Here is a 19,134-nt window from a genome sequence, read left to right as displayed (position 1 = left end):
GTCAATTTAGCCTGCTTGTACTGTTAGACTTTCCTCTGGTTCATGGACAGCCCTGAAGGCATGTGTTAATTTTTCAGTATATGGCAATACGATAAACTCCATTCTTCTTGCCAGAGAGCCTTTTGGGTTTTCCAGATGAATAGCACTTAAGCGCATGACAAGTTCATCCATATTTTTGATGTTCTTCGCATCAATGTCTTTTACGATTTCATGCACTTCCTTAACATGGTGCCTGTTCCAATGGCCATGAATCAGTCGACTGAACAATGAATTATTTTTGGTGTAATCATTTAATATATTACGTGCATTCGCCAGACTGTTCGTTTGATCACTCATGCGATCATAAGATGAGGGATGTTCTGTTGGTTTGGGCAAACTATCAAATCGCTGGGACTCACCAAGTATGGTTTGCTTTTCAAAGTCTAAAACCTGTAATCTTTGATAGAGCTTTTGGAATTGGTAAGGATCCCTTTTAAAAGCAGCTTCCAGTTGCTCTCGTTTAATGACTGGTTGACAAACACCCATCATTTCATCAACGCTTGATTTCATTTCCTGTTCAAACCCGCGGCGGACGTCCTTGAGTATCTCTTGCACAACTACCTGGAAAAATTGCTCATCCTTTATAGGTTCCTGCTTTTCTATAGCGGCAGTAACTGTTTCAGGTAGACTATTAAAATATCGGGTTCTGATGGTGTCTTTATCCGGATCGGTTTCTCTTGCCAAACTGTTCAATATATTAATGTGCCTGAGCAGTGATGGTTCGTTCAGTGACGATTCAGCAGGCAATGTTAATTGCATGGCGTTTTTGCCTACGAAAGCACAATAAGCTTCCAACCGGCTGGCCAGAATAGCTGGTGTAGTTGTTTCCTGCGAAATCAGTTTATCCAGTTCATCCTGTTGACTGGTGTATTGATTGTAATTGGCAAGAGCATTGAGAGTGTACTCGGCGGAGTCTGCTGTATTGTTGCTGTTTACCAAATCTGACAGCTGAATCTGTGCTGCTTTTAGCTGTCTGTTGTAATGATCGATTTGATATACTAACCTTTGCGCAGACTTTAAGGCACCCAGTGGATGAATACCATGTGCTTTTAAATCCTCACCGGAAATGCTGACGTCAGATAAAGGATCGGTGAGGTTTAAAGGATTGTATTGAGTTTGATTTAAGATTCCATGTCGACCTTTATAGGGTTTAAATGCACTATAGAAAAAGGGCGTAATCATACCCGATTCACAACCAAGCTCCTTCTCTCCAACCCCGGGACTAATATAAGCCATTTCTACACCAGCATCCTGCAACGCCTTCCACATATCAAGAATCAGAGCTTTTAAATATTCGGGATCAGGATAATTCCCTTTGTAATATCCTGGATTATAACCGCTAGCCAAATGCTCCATATAGACACAAATTTCTTTTCCACGCTGGTCTCTGTCACCTCCTTTTAAAGAAGAATCCCAAGTACTCAGATCAGAGCTTTCTGATGGTAAAAATACTTTAAATTCAGGATGACGAGACCGTTTAAATTGTTGCAGCTCTTTTAAGGCATTCAGTGCTTTTATTGCATTGTTTCTTTCAGGTTTGATCGCTATTCTGAATTGCCAGAAGGGAATGATGTTAACATGATCACCGCTTGCTATGGATTCATCAGTAAGCCCACCCTCAACGCCAACCCAACTGTTTTCAATGGCATTAATTCTCTTTTCCAGGAGCTCTTGTGTAATAGGCATAAATGTTCTCAAGCGATTCCATTATTACAATATTAGCACAAATGGAATAATACTAAGTCATTGGTGACTTATTTTTATTTAACAGCGAGTGTAGCCCGTATTAGGCGCCAGCCGTAATACGGGATCGAAGTGGCAATAAGCTTATTCCCGTATTACGGCTGGCGCCTAATACGGGCTACACACCGTGCCGGAATTTAGATTTATGCTCTCTGTGCTTTGGCACGGTCTCTCGGAAACCCCTTGACCTAAGCGGGTCTTTTAGGGCGTTGTGGGGGTATCTTGAAGCTTATTGCCACTTCGATCCCGGTTGCAAGCAACCGGGCTACATCCGGCCTACCCCTCTTCTGGCAGGGACATTAAACTGGCGTTGCCTCCGGCTGCTGTGGTGTCTACTGTATAAGTGCGTTCATGGCATAAGCGTACCAGATAATGGGGGCCTCCTGCTTTGGGGCCTGTGCCTGATAATCCTTCGCCGCCGAAAGGTTGCAGGCCAACTACTGCGCCAATCATATTACGGTTCACATAGCAATTACCGGCGTGAATTCGGTGCCTGATGTACTCAACCGTTTCATTAATACGGCTGTGGATACCCAAAGTCAGACCATAACCGGTCTGGTTTATCTGATCAATGACCTTGTCCAGATCCTTTCTCTTAAAGGAAATAACATGCAATACCGGCCCAAAAACTTCTTTTTCCAAAGCATTAATTGAATCAATGGCAATAGCTGTAGGAGGCATGAAACAGCCCTTCTCAGTCTCTTCACCAAGCGCGCATTGATAAAGGATTTCATAACGCTTTTTCATCTGGGCAACATGCTCTTCTAATACAGACAGGGCATCCTGATCAATCACAGGGCCTACATCTGTTTCCAGCCAGCGTGGATCACCAATCACCAACTCAGCCATAGCTCCTTTAAGCAGTGCTACAGTACGAGGGTAAACCTCTTCCTGGACAAACAGCACCCGTAAAGCAGAACAACGCTGACCGGCACTGCCAAAAGCTGACACAACCGCATCAACAACTACCTGTTCCAATAATGCAGACGAATCGACTAACATGGCATTTTGACCGCCCGTTTCAGCGATTAAAGGAATAATTTCTCCACCACGCGTCGCTAAAGTCTGATTAATCAGATTCGCGGTAGCAGTTGAACCGGTAAACAATACCGCTTTAATTCTCTTATCAGATACCAGCGCCGCCCCAACAGTTTCCCCATCACCTGGCAACAATTGAACCGCACCACCAGGAAATCCGGCCTGATGCATCAATTTTACGGCATAAGCCGCAATAAGGGGCGTTTGTTCAGCAGGTTTGGCAATGACGCAGTTCCCCGTAACCAAAGCAGCAGCAACCTGGCCTGTAAAAATAGCCAGTGGGAAATTCCAGGGACTGATGCACAGTACTATTCCACGAGGGTGCAAACTTAATTCATTTAATTCACCCGTGTATCCATTAAAAGACTTGGGCTGAGCCATTAATTCTTGTGCCATTTCAGCATAGTAACGGCAGAAATCAATCGCCTCACGTACTTCTGCAACACCATCATTCCAGGTTTTACCCGCTTCAAGACAGGCCAAAGCCAAAAACTCAGCCATATTTGCCTGTAATAAATCAGCAAAACGTTTCAAACAGGCAGCACGCTCGGCAACAGGGGTTTGACTCCATGTTGCAAAAGTTTGCGTTGCTATTGCAAGAGCTTTTTCGACATCAGCCAAAGTAGCATTTTGCACTGCCCCGACCACTTGATCAGCGTTTTGTGGTGAGCTTACAGGATGTTGCGCATCAGAAGAGGCGCGACCGCCAATCACAGGCCCTGCCTTCCATTGCTTCAAATCAAGCTTATCAAGCTCTTGCTGCAATAAAGCCCTTTCATGGCGATCACTGAAATCAAACCCTTTGGAATTCTTTCTTTGCGGTAAAAAAATGGCGTCAGGCAAAGGAATATTTTTATTCATTTTATTGAATAATGACTTTGATTTACGTACCGGATCTTCAATCAGCTCACTGATAGGAGCATTATCATCAACGATACGGTTCACAAAAGAAGAGTTAGCTCCATTTTCCAATAACCGGCGCACCAGATAAGGAAGCAAGTCTTCGTGACTGCCTACAGGCGCGTAAATACGGCAGGCTATGCCATAATGTTCAACAGGCACAACTTGTTCGTATAATTCATTTCCCATGCCATGCAGACATTGGAATTCAAAATCACGATAATCCCCTACTATATTGAGGATCATAGCGACAGAATAAGCATTATGGGTAGCAAATTGCGGGTAAATAGCATCCGTCATGGTCAGGATTTTTTTCGCACAAGCCTGAAATGAAACGTCAGTAAATACTTTACGGGTAAATACAGGATACTCGGATAATCCCTGCATTTGCGTTTTTTTAATTTCACTATCCCAATAAGCGCCCTTAATCAAACGTACCATCATGCGGCGCTGTTTGCCACGGGCAAGAGCTGCGACCCAATCCAGGACATAAAAGGCACGTTTCTGATAAGATTGAACTGCCAGGCCAAAACCATTCCAGCCATCCAGGCTGTCGTCATTAAACACTTTTTCAATAACATCCAAAGATAAATCCAGACGTTCAGATTCTTCCGCATCCACAGTCAATGCAATGCCATAATCTTTAGCCATTCGCGCAAGAGTTAATAATTTAGGGGGTAATTCTTCCATCACCCGCTCGTATTGAGATTCGTTATAACGAGGATGCAAAGCCGAGAGTTTGATTGAAATGCCTGCCCGTTTGTACACGTCAGAATTTTTATCTGCCTGCTGGCCTATAGATTCAATAGCATTTTTGTAAGCATCGAGATAGCGGTTCGCATCAACTTCGGTCAGAGCAGCTTCTCCAAGCATATCATATGAATAACGGTATCCTTTGCTCTCTTTCTTTTTAGCGCGGGTTAACGCTTCGTTGATGGTACGTCCCATCACAAATTGTTTACTCATGATGCGCATGGCTTTATCGACAGCAGTTCTGACAACCGCTTCACTGCTGCGGTTAACCAGCTTCATTAATGCCTTGGTTAAGGTGTTTTCAGCCTTTTCCGGGGTTAATACTTTACCGGTCAGCATCAAGGCCCAGGTCGTGGCATTGACAAAAAAGGATTCGCTTTGTCCACGGTGTGACTTCCAATCGCCGCCAGCCAGTTTGTCTTTAATCAGATTATCTATAGTGGCATTATCCGGAACCCGTAATAAAGCCTCAGCCAGACACATCAGAGCAATACCCTCATCACTGGATAAAGCATACTCAGTCAAAAAAGAATCTATTCCGGTGCTCTTTTTACGCTCAACCCGTACTGATTCAACCAGCTTCATGGCTGTGTTTCTGACAGCAGCCATTTGTTTAGGTTCAAGCGCTGCTTTATCACAAAGTTCGGTGATGAGCGATAGTTCATCAGCACGATAAGCTTTATTAATAGCAGCTCTTAAACCTTCAGGTACATTAATGGACTGCTTTTCGAGCATAGTATTCTCCGAAATCGATATAAATTTAGTAACGAAAGATCATAGTGTAGAACCAAAAGAAATGAAATGCATTGGCTCAATTTTATGATAGATTATATGTCGAATGAGTGTTCTAATGAAGCTGAAAAGGGTTTTTGCAGCACCAATTTTAGTACAAATTAATATCAAAAAGAGTTAATTATTCGCAAAAAGATCTGTTTTTCCCAACCAAAATAGATCTAATTTAGAACCATCGGATCAAATATTTAACATAATATTTTCTTAAGGAAAAGCTAAGATTATGAATTGATTAATAAATCACCCTGATGGACAATGATGAATCTTATAATTTTACAATTACAACATTTGTTAATATAATCACCATCTTTTTAAGTGACCAATAACGGCGATTTAACAAGAAGAAAGGAGCAGTATGAATACCTTATTAACTCTTATTTCAACCGTTTTATTAACGAGTAATATCACATCAAGTGTCCCTTCATTTGCCAAGTCTGGACCCGATATTAACACCCAGGTGCAGCACCTGAGCAACAAGGCACCCCAATTAAACAAAAATGTTTTGAAACTGGCTTTAACTGCTTACACCAATGCAAGCAAAAGAGGTGCTGTTAAAAAGCCTGTATTAACCGTAATCGATTATTCTCTACCATCAAACAAGCAACGCATGTGGGTCTTTGATGTTCGTAACGAACGGCTTTTATATAATACCTACGTTGCACATGGTAAAAACTCCGGTTCCAACATGGCAAAAAGTTTTTCTAACCGGGAATCAAGCAAGCAATCCAGCCTGGGTACTTACATCACTAAAGACACCTATATAGGTCATAAAGGATATTCTTTAAACCTGCAAGGTCTGGATAGAGGCTATAATGACAATGCCTACAACCGACGCGTTGTGATCCATGGTGCCTGGTATATGGAACCAGACTTCATCAAGAAGGCGGGACGTGCTGGTTTGTCCTGGGGCTGCCCTGCTATTGCCCAAACCTTGGCTAAACCTGTAATCAATACCATTAAAAATGGTTCAGTTATATTTGCCTACTTCCCTGACAAGAAGTTTTTATCTCACTCAGGTTATTTAGTTGCATAAATATAGATTAGGTGGGATCTAGCCACTACCATTAAGTTAAGCTTTTGTAGCCCGTATTAGCGAAGCGTAATACGGGATCGAAGTAGCAATGAACTCATTCCCGTATTACGGCTAACGCCTAATACGGGCTACGAATCGAGGTGAAATTCCCTTTTACCATAAATAAAAAAAGCCAGGGAAATCCCTGGCTTTTCGCAGTCATCCGTATAAGAACTTGCGTTCTTATTGTCATCCTGACAAATCAGATCCGTCTGATTCAAATCCTTTTGTACGACTTATATCCTTACAAGTCATGATTAAAATGTAGCAAGCGGATCAGCTAAGCGCAAGGACGTAAATCGCTCTTTTTGAGAGATTAACGTTCATATGCACTCATAGAAATGATATATTTTTTATTTAAAATCAATAAGTTAATATTTTAATCGGTTAAAACATCATCAAATAATTGCTATTCTCTCTAAATGAATTGAGAAATTTCTTACACGAGATCGAGCAATAAATACCTATAGAAATTGGAAGTTATGGAAAATTCTTTATGCTGAGGAGACTTTAGCACCATGCCAAGGCTTCGAAGTAACGACTGGATAGAACAAGCTTCTTATTCATAATTCACGTTAAGTCAAGAGGGGTTTATTTAAAATAGGCGTAGCCTTGATGCAGCGATAGCGTAATCAAGGTTTTCATACGGAAAGGCTATAAGGCCATAGGAAAACCTTGATTACGCTATCGCTGCATCAAGGCTACAGCTGGATCCCGTGGGGCGGAGTAGCGCTTAACCCAATCACAATGGCGCGTTGGGTTTGTAGCCCGGTCTGCTTGCAGCCGGGATCGAAGTGGCACTGACCTAATTTCCGTATTACGGCCATGACCGATACGGACTACGAAATCTGTTTGCAGCCGGGGCTGCAAGGCGGCTCTGACTCTTCTACACATCTTCTTCGCCATTCTCCGATCCACGTCGTCCTGAGCGCGTCTTTTTGCGCGAAGGATCTCCCAATGCTGGCACCATGCCGTTTTCGGGAGATCCTTCGCGCAAAAAGACGCGCTCAGGACGACGTGGATCAGGGAGAGGGATGGGATGGGATGGGATGGGATGGGATGGGAATGCTATGCTTACCACATACGTATTAGATATGCTTATCACATGCGTATTAGAATTGAATCGTTATTCTTTTGTCGTTTACAGAGGCTCATGAAATACAATCTTGTTTCGACCCTGGCGTTTACCCTTTAACAAAGCGATTCTGGTATTAGACAGCAACGTTTCAGGAGTTGTCTTTTTCCCTGCAAAATAGCTAACCCCTATAGTTACATTAAATCCCAGAGAAGAACCATCGGGCAATTTAATTTCCGCTTTTGCAATGTTGTCTTTGATTCTGTCCACAACAATTTTGACGTGCTCCGGGTTGTCGGCATTAATGATGACAATAAAATCTTCATCATCGCCTCGCGCCAGTGTATCTGCATCACGGCAGGACTTTAATATGGTGCTGGATGTCAGGGTTAAATGCTCATCCCCGACTTCTTTACCGTATTTTTCATTAATCGCATGTAAATTATCAATATCGACCATAGCCAGTGCAAAGCCTGTTTTGTCTTTTTCACTTTCCATAATCTGATACCGCAGTATTTTCTTAAATCCATCAAAATTCCAGGCTCGGGTTTGCTGATCGGTGAAGTTATTACGATCCTCGGCGGAAATTTCCTGTAACAAGAGTTTTTGTGATTTGGATAAACGAAAATCTCTTATCACTGTTTCTATCAACTTAATGATATCGTTTAAATTGTTTAAATCAGTTAAGCCAAAAGAACGAGGTTTATAATCCAGTAATATTAAAGAACCTACTTTTTTACCGAGAGTGGCAAAAATAGGGCAACTGACAAAAAAACGAATTTTGGGATCGTGGGTTACCAAAGGATGATTTTTAAATTGTTCATTTTTAGTAGCATCTTCAACAACCAGAAGCTCTTCAGTATTAAATTCATTAAAAAAAGGCATGTATACATTAAGTTGCGATAAATCAAAGGACACTACAGGTTTTGCTAATTGCCTTTTTTCATCAAAGAGACTAATAGCAATCACAGGAACATCAAACATTCGCATCGCTATACGCGTTAAGCGATCAAAATTTTGTTCAATATGAGTATTAATCAAATTAGAAATCTGATTGGTTACTATGTTAAAATCATACGACAAATTATCACCCGTCACCTTAGGCTCCCTCATCAGCATGATAGCTTCCTTTATTTTTCAAAATCAAATAAATAGCAGTTAATCAGGTGTTTAATGTTTACTTTCGTTTAAATAAAAATTAGCAAAATCAGTGATATCCTTCTCCAGCTTTTCAATCAATTCGCCATATTTTTTATGATTTACCAATGAATCATCAAACTTCATCCGTCCTTGATGAACAGACATTATCGTTTTGCCATTAAATTTCAGTTTGTGATCCAGGACTTGATGAATACGTTTTAATTGCTTATCTATAATATTATTCACCGATTCCCGAATGCGCTTTTCTCCATATCCATGAGAAATTTTCTTGGCAATCGCCATCAAGGCCTCTATATACATTGTTCCTTTACTGGCAATCTGATTGATCACCGCCGCAGTTCGGGCTGAAACTCGAGAAATATCACCGACAGCATTCCATATTTCAATTGGAACCTGAGCAAAGGACAGATACATATTCAAAGTAGAAAGATTTATATTCAAACGTTCACTCAAGATCTCAGGCGACATTTCTTCAGTGTTCAGTAAGGTATTATAAAACATCCCCTTAGAGTAATCAGAAACATTTTCCTTTTCGTTTTCAGAGACTAAAACAGTAATTGCCTGTTCAAAAGTGATGTTTCTCACAATAGCCTGAACTTTCAAATCGTATTTTTTACAAGCCATCCATCGTCTGTAACCTGCTATCACAACGTAATCAACATTAGGATTGTCTTTAGGCTTAAACACTTCTGAAGCCTTTACCACTATGATTGGCTGACATTGCCCGCCATGATTGATACTCATGGCCAGCTGATCTATGTCTCCAAGTTCAAAGGGTTTCCTGTCTCTAAACACCCAGGTATCAATTTTTTCACAGTCAAGTTTGACTATGTGTTCAGAGTTTCCTAACTCAATTTCCGCATTTTGAAATCGCTCAAGAATGACATCAGATAAGCAAAAATTCTGCATCATTAACTCCTTTCACTAACTGGGTGGGAGGTTATGGAGGACCCCATATCATCTGACTTTTTTCCGTGCATACCTGCACTATGATTTATTTCTCCATGGGCAATGCCTATTATTTCATCAGCCAAGGCCAAAAATTCTTTATGACTTGAGCTACCACGACCGTATTTACCTACCCATTCCCCTTTAAATGGACTCTCTAAAATTGCTGCCTTATTGGAAATAGCGGTTTTAAAAGCAAGACCTGAATTAATTAATTCAGAGATCAGTTTAGTGGATAGTTTCTGTCTTTTATTTACTTTACATCCCAGTATTTTAAAAGGTTTCTGCGCCATTTTGGGTATGGATATAGCATCAGTCAGATTACTCTGATCCAAAAAGCTGGTAGAACAGGGTAAAATGATGAAATCAGCTAACATAATTGCCTTAAAGGCAGCCGGCATGTAATTGGGAGGAGTATCCAATATAATAAAATCATAGTTTTTTCTTAAATGATCTATTTTATCCAGCGGCTTTTCTTCGAACATTTCCACGACGAATTTGATACTATCACCCTGACCAGCCCAGTTAACGGCGTCTGGTTTGTCCTTATCCATATCTGCCAGTATTGCTTTATATCCCTTTTCTATCAGGGCACCGCATAGGTTTATAGCTGTAGTAGTCTTAGTGCTACCCCCCTTTGATTGACTTATCGCTATAACATACCCCATGATTCCTCCGGGCAAATTATGAATGTTTTTTATAATTATAGTACAGTATTTAGATATTTTGCTTAGACTTCTCTTTAAATAAGATGAACTTATGGGATAAAGACCTTTCTGGATTTAAATGAGCTAATAATTTGTTAACCTTTTTTTGTTACAGTACTCCTTTTATTGTGATGGAATTTGTTCAATATGACCTCTTTTTTCTCTTTGCCTCAAGATGTATTAACTCAAATTTACCTGAAACTTCCCCCTGAGACCCTGCTTCGTATGGTCACAACAGGTTCAGTTACTGCAAAGAATGAAACAGTTATTCGTTCTCTTTTTATGAAAAGAGACAATGAAGCAAAGCGCTATCAGGAAAAGGTAATCCAATCGTGGGATCAGGCTCACGGCGCATATCCTTTCCCTTTTGCTGGCAGACACAATGAATTCTGTCGGGCTCTTGCCAGACTGGGTGTAAGACATCAAATAATGGGACTATACCTCATGAATAAACCAGGGCATGGATTGCAGGCAGATCATTCTCAGGCTCAAAGCCCTCGGAATGAAAACAATTTGCCGCTTCACCATGCTGCAACAGCAACCGTCCAGACGAAGCCCATTTCGACTGAAGCAGAACTTACTGCACATATTAGCTGGATTAGTTTCAATCTGATAAACAGAAACAGTAAGGCACGACGGGCTTTAATCAAGCTGGCAAAAGAAATAGATGACAGATATCTCCCTCTTCTTTTGGCTCTGATTCAAAAGAAACTGGAATCCCAACCCCAGAATGAATACATCAAGCAGTACAACGCCGTAACAAAGGCATTAGCACTTATTGCACCAAGACTTGAAAGCTCACATCTGACTCTCCTTCTTACCTGGATTCAACAGGAACTGGAAAGCCTGTATGAGTCAGATGATGAAGATGATGATACGATGGATGAGGAAATTGTAGTGCATAGGGGATCCTGGTATGAGGATTTCCATTACATACACGATTCGTTAGATATTATTACACCATGGTTTCAGGAAGAACACCTCACCAATTTTCTTGGCTGGATTCAAAAAAAAATGACCTATGAGGATATAGACATTGATGTGCAAAAGGCTTTAACCACTCTTGCAATCAGACTGCCTAATGCACATCTCGCTACATTTTTTACTTGGATTCAGATTAATATTGCTCATTGGAATGCTGCGGTACAGATTAACGCGCATGAAGCTCTGGCCGCTGTTGCATCAAGGCTGGATGCACAGTCTATTCCCCTTTCTCTTATTGATTCAATTAAGGATCATCTGAATAATGAAAATGACAGCCTGCGTTTAAGTGCACAAAGAACTTTAACTGCTTTGGCACCCAAACTTAATGAACAACACATTGCCACTCTTCTTACCTGGGTTCAGGATAATCTCAATCTTGGGGATAATGAAGTCCGCAACGCACTGCAAATTTTAGCCGCCATAGGCTCGCATCTCGACGGAAAGCTCATAACAGCTACTTTTTTTGGGCAGGTTCAAGCTTCTCTGAGACACAGCAATTTTAATGTGCGCACTAGTGCACAACAGGCTTTAACAGCTCTTGCACCAAGATTGAATGGAGAATTTATTACAGCAGAGCTTACTGATACAATTCGTAGTAATCTGGAACTTGACCATAGTAGTGTAACTATTAGTGCATTAGAGGCTTTAGAAGCTCTTGCACCGAGATTGAAGGCTGTGCACCTGTCCCCTACTCTTCTAAGCCTGATTCAGGATAATTTACTGAATCCAGAGTACCTATTCAAGAATGGATCAAAAGACACATTAATGGCATTAATGCCGATCTTAAATGACCAGCAAATTGATGGCTTTCTTGACTGGATTCAGAATATTCTGGAACTTGATGATGACAGAATGAAAGCAGATGCATTACAGGCTTTAACCATTATCGTGTCTGGATTGAATACACGAGGCGTTTCTTCCCGATTGATAACTTTGATTCAAAGTAATCTGCTGAAGGAAAATCACCTCGCATTTCATGCACAAGAAGTTTTAGTCCCCCTTACGCCCAGGCTTGACGATCCAGATTTTGTTCAATTTTTTGACTGGATGGAAAATAATCTTGGGCAAGAGCTAAAACCAGAGCCTTATCTTGGAAACTTGTTAATCTATTGCCCAGTGGATGACACGCATGCTATCCCAATAGCAAAAAAATTAGTGGACATCATCAACGGGGAAGATAAGTATGAAAGTGAAATGGCTCTAAATTTATTGGGACAATGGTCTATGTCATGGATTCAGTATGTAGATAGTACCAATAAAGATGCGCTGCAAGACTTAATCGCATCATTGCAGCCTGATGTTCATAACAAAAGCAAACAATATGCTCCTGACAAAACCTGGAATATGTTGGCCAGATTAAGTGACCATAACATTAATCCGAATCCGTACTTGCTTTCCTTGTTAAGAGAACAACTGCAGCAATTTGTTGATACCCTGGCAGTAACGCTCACTGCACCAGCACCCTGACTGCTGAATTCCGTCGTCCTGAGCGCGTCTTTTTGCGCGAAGGATCTTCCAGATTTGGCATGGTCTGCACTTGGATTAACACAGTGCCACTTCGATCCCGGCTGCAAGCAGACCGGGCTACGCACTGTGCTATTACGGATCGACTTCGCTCCGGACGGCGGATTATTGCATCATCTTACTGGCAGTGACCTCACCCTGAGATAAATTGATATTTGAATATGTCGCAATATATGTTAGTTTATTGTCAATTTGATTTAATGTATTTGAGTAACTCTATGTCCCAACAAATAAATCCGGTTAAAAAAGATAAGCTGCAAATTATAGATTGGCTTATTGAGCATTTTCCCAATGCCTTTTTCAAAAAGGGAAATCAGGTTAAGCCGCTTAAGATCGGAATATTTGATGATATTATTGATTTTTACGAACGTCTTGATACTCCTCCTTTCAGTAAAAAATCGTTGCGAGAAGGCTTGAGCTATTACAGTGCCTCGCCTGCCTATTTAAATTGCCAGAAGCCCGGTGCTGCACGGGTAGATATTTATGGTAATGAGGTAGATGAGGTTAACGAAGAACAAGCCAAATACGCGCATCAACGTTATCAGGAACGGTATAATAAAAAGAAAGATGCGGTTTAAAGCAGAGTTTTTGTCGCATCACAATGCCTTCTTAATTCTTGGCAAATTGCCCAGTTAGTAGCCCCTCCACCTCCGGGGGAGGGTGCCCGACAGGGCGGGTGGGGGGATCAAAAAAACACTCATGAAATGCAAAAGATCCAAACAACATGACCTATTGATAAAAGACTCCTTTTGATCCCCCCATCCGCCCTCTCGGGCACCTTCCCCCGGAGAGGGAAGGCGATCCTGCATAGTTCCGAGTGTTAATCAATTTAGGCGAGGGGACTGTCCGTGCCACATTTTAAGTTTCGAGCCTTAGCTTTACCCTAGACAATTCGCAAATAATTTAGTCTTTTTTTAAGTTGACTGACTACGATAAAGCCAATAAATAATTCACACTGACATCATTATTCAAAGACGCGGTTCTCAACACCGGGTTGTAATGTAAACCACTCATATCAACGAGATTGAAATCATAAGCACGTGCCATTGCAACTAACTCGCTGGGCTTTATAAATTTATCATAATCATGAGTTTGTCTGGGCAATAAATTAAGCACATACTCGGCGAGCACAATAGCTCCGGCATAAGCTTTCATAGTCCGGCTTATCGTAGATAAAAAGAGAAATCCGCCTGGTTTGAGCAATCTTCTGCAATGCTCTAAAACCAATTCAGGATGGTGCACATGTTCCAGCATTTCCATGCAGGTTATGATGTCAAAACCTGAATGCTCGTATTGTTCAATGGGCGAATTCACGTACTCTATTTGCAAATGACTGCTTAGCGCATGCTCCCGAGCCACCAGAATGGCACTCCCTTCAGCATCTATTCCGGTAACCTCTGCACCACGTTTCGCCATGGCTTCACATAGGATCCCGCCGCCACAACCCACATCCAGCACCTTTAGCCCAGACAAAGGACCTTGGCTGCTGATGAAATCAAGACGTGCGTCGTTAATATCATGCAAGGTTTTGAGAGGTCCTTGTTTATCCCACCACTGCGCCGCATGCTGGGCAAATTTATTAACTTCCTGCTCATCTATAGTTGATACGATATTAGGCATATGACAATAAATCCAAAGGTTGAAAGAATTCAATAACTGCTTGATTGGTAATGAAGCTTACATTATATGGATGCTCAACTGCCAGCCCTACTGGTAATTTATCCTGAGGAACTGCTTCAGCAATCTTGCCTAATAAAATCAATTGCACTTCAGGCTTAATTTCTGCAAGCTGCTCCAGCAGGCTTTGCATAAAGGGCTTCCAATGTCGGGCATGATAGGGAATTTTCCCTTCTTCATAAATCAGACAGGCATTTAACAGTAAAATCCCTTTGTTCATCATGCCACCAAAAAAATCTTCGGCAGTTTGCACCAAAGCAGAGTTATCTATTTGAGCTATGGCTTGCTGTGAGGTGTCTGAATTTAAACTGCCTCTGGCTACTAATAACATTTTAAGCCAGTTGCGTAATGAAGTTGCCCTGTTCACTGGTTTGCTAAACCCCTGCGGACTCCAAAGGGAACCAACAGCATTATCCCAAAAGGCATAGCCATTTGCTGATTGACTACGTGGGTAAGGAGACTCGCCAAAAAGGACGTATTGTGTTTGAGACAGCGGCAAGCTGAATGCTGCAAAGACAGTGTCGAGCCCGGGAAGCCAGTCAGTAGCTGCGAGTAATTTATCTATATAGCTCTTATCCATCTTCTCGACAGCTGTTTCCAGCATGGCCTTCCATTCAGGATGACATGCACTAAAATCAAATTGCTTACCCATTGTTAAATCCTTTTCCTGCAGATAAAAAGGGACATTATAATGGGCTAACAGCACCATTTCCATTTAAATTAGTACCCGTATTGTCAAAGCGTAATCCGGGAAATTACCATTTCAGTCCTGTATTACGTTCCGCTAATACAGACAACAAAAATTCCGCTTCCTGACGGTCGCGGCTCGGTTTTCTGGTATAGGACATAGCTGATACGAACACACGGAAACCGAGCCGCGACCGTCAGGAAGCGGAATTTTTGTTATATCAAAGATCTTTACTTTTTAGAGTCATACCTGTTAAAATATTGACCAACATTAGATCAGGATGTTTTTACGATGTTCCAGAAAGAATGTAATAGTAAAATAACCAGCGACATGGTGCACAATCAGAATTGCCATGCCTACCTGCTGCAATTAAAACCATTCGTTAATAATGACATTGTGGCATTGCTTCCGCAACTTGAACCCTTATTCAATCTGGACAACGAATACAATCCCCAATTCCCTTACGGAACGCTTTATTCATCCATTATCAACTACCTTGATGCACAGATTGACTCCGTTGATCCGCAGCACCTGCACCTTCTCGATGAGTTACTTTTTGCCATTTATCATAATAACAACCATATCCTGGAAGATACCGGATGGATTAATCGGATTCTTGCCCAAACCCGGCCACTACATACAGATGCACACAAGATGATTGCCCAGGCTCTGACTGACGGAGCAGAAACTGTAAATCAGCTGTCGCCGGAAAAGGCAGAGAGTCTCTGGAACCGTATAGGGGGACTATTTTCTTCCGAATTTCACCCCCAACATGATACCAATCTGCCTTCATTAAAGAACTTCACCTATAAAGAAGCAACGGCTCCTGTTGAATACCGCTTCAGTACCCAGGCTCAGCGCCATCAGGATGTAGTGAGTATCAGTCCTCTTTTCAGACACTGGCTGAGAATCAATGCCCAAAATCATCCCCAGGAACAATCCCTTTGCCATATTTATTTTAACAATTTAGGTTTGGATAGAGAGCATTTCTTTGATCTGCCAGGCTTTAAAGAAAAGCAAATGAGTCTGGCGCTGCATGAGCTTGAAAAAGACCCAACACTAAAAGTTGCAGTCATTACTCTTCCGGCCAGCCAATCGTTGATGGGCGCGCATCATTACGAGCAAACAGGTGATCAATTATCGTGCTCTGATGTATTTGAGGAGTTGTTCCGTGTAGCCCAGGGAAACAGGCACCCCAGTGGTATTTCAGATTTTTACATCAGCCCTGCGATAAAAAATCTCTTGTTTACTGATGCCGCAGAGGAATCAGCAATTATAAAAGCATTACTGAAAAACAGCTTTGACCTCATGGGAGCACAAGAAAATCAAACAATATCCACTGCACAAAAGCAGGCTATCTGGCTGCATTTTATTAAATTCGAACTAACCGATTTTATTATAGAAAAACTAAGCCAGGATAATCCTGACCTCAGCTATAATTTTTCATGTAAAGATGCAATAGACCGCGGAATGCTCTCTTCTGTTTATTATAATTTATTCAAATCGTTTCAATTAGATCAGCCTATGCAACACGCTGAATTTGAAAGAGCCTTGCACGCAGGAGCGGCAACAGTGAAAGGACGCGGGATGAATTTTCACCACAACATCATCTGGAATGCCGTCGACACTCTGGTTAATGCCCAATATGATGTATTATTCGCCGATAAAAGAACATCATGGTTAATTTACTGGCGTGATATGAATTGTCCTCATTCTCGTGTGGAGCAACTACTTCCTATCAGACTGGAACAATGTGAAAAACAGTTTGCCACTTTGCCACGGGAGCAAGAGCAGATTAAAACAACAGGCCTGCGATTAATAGCTCAAATCAGGGAACAACAGCAATTCAGCGGACAACGTCTGTTGCTGGAAGTGGTATCCCGAACCGCTCGCATGCTAGAAGATAAACCCCAACCAGATGCAATAACAGACTATCAAAATCTGGCCAGTGAATTACGCATTAACCATCCGCTCTTACATGTTATTGGTGGTTTGATGGAGCTGTTACTTGGTGCCTTACTTTACCTGCCCTCTTTAGGTTATTCCCAGCCCCTTGTGAGTAAAGGCCTGGCTACTGCCAAAGCAGGATTTTTTGCCAGAGAAAGAAATCAACTCTGCGATGATGTCGTCGAATTAGCCTCTCAATATAATAATTGCCCGGTTGTTGCCTGACAGCTCAAAGTATTCTAACATCGATTTAAATGAATAATCGGGAGTGATTATGCTTTTGGCCAACTACAACCTGCCTGAACTGGTGACGGAACACATCAATAAATACCTTTCTTCCAGTGCCCTGTCTTTTTCCGAGCTCAAAACACTCTTGCTCAGTAAAGCGCCTATTCCTCAGGTGCACGTAAGCATCACCGCCCTTTTAACTGAAGCTAAAGAAAAAAATAAAGCCAAGGTGAAAACTGCCCTGGAAGCGCAGGCTTACAAGAATCAAATGGCTGAAGATAAAAAGCAAAAAGAGCGTGATGAAACAGAAGAAATTAAAGAAGATGAATCAAAAAAACGGTTAAAGCGTGAATTAGATCATATCCCAGGCAAACTAAAAACTTATGAAGCCGATTGCCGCTTACAGGAACGTAAACTGGCTCGTCTGCTTGCCTCAAGGCCCAATGTTGAAGTAACACAACATCCCGTCAAAGCTGGGGTAAAAAAATCATCTGCATCAAAACTCGAAGAACACGAACGCGCCGTTGAGCGGGCAAGAACCTCTCTGATGGATTATCAGGATAAAATACGTTCGCTTTATGTGGAACGAAATTCTATTGAAACCAAGCTTAAGGAAATAGAAACCCGCACCGAAGATCGAAAAGATCGGCGCCATGTTCGTTCAAGACGGGCTCAGGCCGGTGTGGGTTATCAGAACTCAGGAGAGGGAGTTGAAGATACCTTGTCTCAAAGGAATCGGGTTTTGCTGGCCAAGAGTATAGAAACCCAATACGATGCCCTTGAGAAAAAATGCGCTGAATTAATTCAGGATTCAGAGCAGATTAATTATCCTTTTTTTCTTGACGAATTACCCAAATATCTGGAAAACACAGAAGACGCAGTCACTGTTCAGGAAGCTATTGCCCTCAGAGCCACTTTAAAATTCATGAAAAAACACTTCGAATGTGAACAGCAGGCAGCCAGTTCCGAAGACAGCCTTAACAAGAAAAGACAATCAATAAGTGCCCAGATTGTTAAATTGCAGGAATGCAACAAGAGATTACAGTCATTGCAAAACAGTAATCCGGGGTTGACGACAGCGAATCAAAAGTTACGTGCAGAAAATGTTGAGCTTAAAACAGCATTGGCTCATAACAGCGGCTGGAAAGACAGTTTAGGTACTCCAACCTGGTTATTGGCGGGACTGACCTTTTTATTTGCCATCCCTTTTATTCTTACTTTAAGCGGCACCATTCCCTTTTTCATTGCCCCGGCTTTGCTCTATTCACTGGTATCGATTCCACCTGCCTTGTTGCTTCTGACGACCCTGGGTATGGGAATTGCGGCTATAGTGTATACAGTGAAAGCCTCATCTAATGAGTCAGCACTTAAAAGTAATTTACAGACTATTGAAAAAAATCAAAACGCCATGGGACGTAATTCTCAAAGCTTGAAAACGCTGCAGACAGTAACTATCCCCAATCTTGAAGCACAGATAAAAAAGGACGAAGCCCTGCGAGACAGACTGATTTCTTCTATTAAAGATTCTAAAGAGCGGGCAGCCGAGGCTTTAAAACAAGCCCGAGAAATCGAAACCGTCTCACTCTCTGATTCGCCCTTTATAAGCCATAAAAAGCCACCTAAAAGACCTGAAACCCCTCCGTCAGAAGAGCTTGATGACATAAGCGATGAAGAGGAAAGCACAGAGGAGGTATTGAGTACGTCAGCATGAAAGTACGTGCCAGTATAACTGTTCCGCTTCCTAACGGTCGCGGCTCGGTTTCCGCTGCACGATGAAGTATCTGCAAACGCACGAATACCGAGCCGCGACCGTGAGGGAGCGGAACTTTTGCTGAAGCACAAAACCACTGTAGCCCGG

The 19,134-nt window shown here is 41.8% G+C and carries 12 protein-coding genes; 5 read left to right on the top strand and 7 right to left on the bottom strand.

Annotation, left to right across the window (positions count from 1 at the left end; all coding sequences use genetic code 11):
* Positions 1–6: 6 nt before the first annotated feature.
* Both B094_RS0112415 and putA read right to left on the bottom strand, forming a co-directional pair.
* A complete protein-coding gene (locus B094_RS0112415) occupies positions 7–1,725 on the bottom strand; it encodes a DUF5617 domain-containing protein (RefSeq protein ID WP_018578134.1) in 1,719 nt (572 codons plus the stop codon).
* 333 nt (positions 1,726–2,058) lie between these two features.
* Positions 2,059–5,208 (bottom strand): bifunctional proline dehydrogenase/L-glutamate gamma-semialdehyde dehydrogenase PutA, encoded by a 3,150-nt coding sequence (gene putA, locus B094_RS0112410; RefSeq protein WP_018578133.1) that lies wholly within the window; start codon positions 5,206–5,208, stop codon positions 2,059–2,061.
* Between the two features lie 412 nt (positions 5,209–5,620).
* On the opposite strand from putA, the gene B094_RS0112405 reads away from it, so the two are divergent.
* On the top strand, positions 5,621–6,298 hold the full coding sequence (locus B094_RS0112405; protein ID WP_018578132.1) for a murein L,D-transpeptidase catalytic domain family protein: 678 nt from the start codon (positions 5,621–5,623) through the stop codon (positions 6,296–6,298).
* A 1,180-nt stretch (positions 6,299–7,478) separates the two neighbouring features.
* On the opposite strand, the gene B094_RS0112395 is transcribed toward B094_RS0112405, so the two are convergent.
* Genes B094_RS0112395 through B094_RS0112385 form a run of 3 tightly spaced genes read right to left on the bottom strand, consistent with a single transcriptional unit; the run spans position 7,479 to position 10,189 of the window.
* Entirely contained in the window at positions 7,479–8,531 is a 1,053-nt protein-coding gene (locus tag B094_RS0112395) for a sensor domain-containing diguanylate cyclase (RefSeq protein ID WP_018578130.1), read from the bottom strand.
* A 51-nt stretch (positions 8,532–8,582) separates the two neighbouring features.
* Positions 8,583–9,485 (bottom strand): ParB/RepB/Spo0J family partition protein, encoded by a 903-nt coding sequence (locus B094_RS0112390; protein ID WP_081621101.1) that lies wholly within the window; start codon positions 9,483–9,485, stop codon positions 8,583–8,585.
* Positions 9,485–10,189, bottom strand: a complete 705-nt coding sequence (locus B094_RS0112385) for a ParA family protein (RefSeq protein ID WP_018578128.1) — start codon at positions 10,187–10,189, stop codon at positions 9,485–9,487. The genes B094_RS0112390 and B094_RS0112385 overlap by 1 nt, the downstream gene beginning before the upstream one ends.
* Before the next feature lie 186 nt (positions 10,190–10,375).
* On the opposite strand from B094_RS0112385, the gene B094_RS0112380 reads away from it, so the two are divergent.
* Positions 10,376–12,679, top strand: coding sequence for a hypothetical protein (locus B094_RS0112380; protein ID WP_018578127.1), 2,304 nt, complete (start codon positions 10,376–10,378; stop codon positions 12,677–12,679).
* Positions 12,680–12,954: 275 nt separating this feature from the next.
* Positions 12,955–13,314, top strand: coding sequence for a ProQ/FINO family protein (locus tag B094_RS0112375; protein ID WP_026254015.1), 360 nt, complete (start codon positions 12,955–12,957; stop codon positions 13,312–13,314).
* A gap of 349 nt (positions 13,315–13,663) precedes the next feature.
* Here the strand turns inward: B094_RS0112375 and ubiG are convergent, their stop codons facing one another.
* A complete protein-coding gene (gene ubiG / locus B094_RS0112370) occupies positions 13,664–14,356 on the bottom strand; it encodes a bifunctional 2-polyprenyl-6-hydroxyphenol methylase/3-demethylubiquinol 3-O-methyltransferase UbiG (RefSeq protein ID WP_018578125.1) in 693 nt (230 codons plus the stop codon).
* On the bottom strand, positions 14,349–15,065 hold the full coding sequence (locus B094_RS0112365; protein WP_026254014.1) for a uracil-DNA glycosylase family protein: 717 nt from the start codon (positions 15,063–15,065) through the stop codon (positions 14,349–14,351). The genes ubiG and B094_RS0112365 overlap by 8 nt, the downstream gene beginning before the upstream one ends.
* Before the next feature lie 327 nt (positions 15,066–15,392).
* Here B094_RS0112365 and B094_RS0112360 point away from each other — a divergent pair, with 327 nt between their 5' ends.
* On the top strand, positions 15,393–17,273 hold the full coding sequence (locus tag B094_RS0112360; protein ID WP_018578123.1) for a hypothetical protein: 1,881 nt from the start codon (positions 15,393–15,395) through the stop codon (positions 17,271–17,273).
* Between the two features lie 49 nt (positions 17,274–17,322).
* Positions 17,323–18,987, top strand: coding sequence for a Dot/Icm T4SS effector LegC3/PpeA (gene legC3, locus B094_RS0112355; RefSeq protein ID WP_018578122.1), 1,665 nt, complete (start codon positions 17,323–17,325; stop codon positions 18,985–18,987).
* Positions 18,988–19,134 lie beyond the last annotated feature (147 nt).

Source organism: Legionella shakespearei DSM 23087 (assembly GCF_000373765.1).
Taxonomy (GTDB): Bacteria; Pseudomonadota; Gammaproteobacteria; order Legionellales; family Legionellaceae; genus Legionella; species Legionella shakespearei.
Note: the sequence above shows the minus strand (reverse complement) of the source record. Positions and strands in the feature narration are given on the sequence as shown.

Excerpts from the sequence above, each read along its gene's own strand:
- B094_RS0112415 (WP_018578134.1), bottom strand. The coding sequence starts at position 1,725 with ATGCCTATTACACAAGAGCTCCTGGAAAAGAGAATTAATGCCATTGAA.
- putA (WP_018578133.1), bottom strand. The coding sequence starts at position 5,208 with ATGCTCGAAAAGCAGTCCATTAATGTACCTGAAGGTTTAAGAGCTGCT.
- B094_RS0112405 (WP_018578132.1), top strand. The coding sequence starts at position 5,621 with ATGAATACCTTATTAACTCTTATTTCAACCGTTTTATTAACGAGTAAT.
- B094_RS0112395 (WP_018578130.1), bottom strand. The coding sequence starts at position 8,531 with ATGCTGATGAGGGAGCCTAAGGTGACGGGTGATAATTTGTCGTATGAT.
- B094_RS0112390 (WP_081621101.1), bottom strand. The coding sequence starts at position 9,485 with ATGATGCAGAATTTTTGCTTATCTGATGTCATTCTTGAGCGATTTCAA.
- B094_RS0112385 (WP_018578128.1), bottom strand. The coding sequence starts at position 10,189 with ATGGGGTATGTTATAGCGATAAGTCAATCAAAGGGGGGTAGCACTAAG.
- B094_RS0112380 (WP_018578127.1), top strand. The coding sequence starts at position 10,376 with ATGACCTCTTTTTTCTCTTTGCCTCAAGATGTATTAACTCAAATTTAC.
- B094_RS0112375 (WP_026254015.1), top strand. The coding sequence starts at position 12,955 with ATGTCCCAACAAATAAATCCGGTTAAAAAAGATAAGCTGCAAATTATA.
- ubiG (WP_018578125.1), bottom strand. The coding sequence starts at position 14,356 with ATGCCTAATATCGTATCAACTATAGATGAGCAGGAAGTTAATAAATTT.
- B094_RS0112365 (WP_026254014.1), bottom strand. The coding sequence starts at position 15,065 with ATGGGTAAGCAATTTGATTTTAGTGCATGTCATCCTGAATGGAAGGCC.
- B094_RS0112360 (WP_018578123.1), top strand. The coding sequence starts at position 15,393 with ATGTTCCAGAAAGAATGTAATAGTAAAATAACCAGCGACATGGTGCAC.
- legC3 (WP_018578122.1), top strand. The coding sequence starts at position 17,323 with ATGCTTTTGGCCAACTACAACCTGCCTGAACTGGTGACGGAACACATC.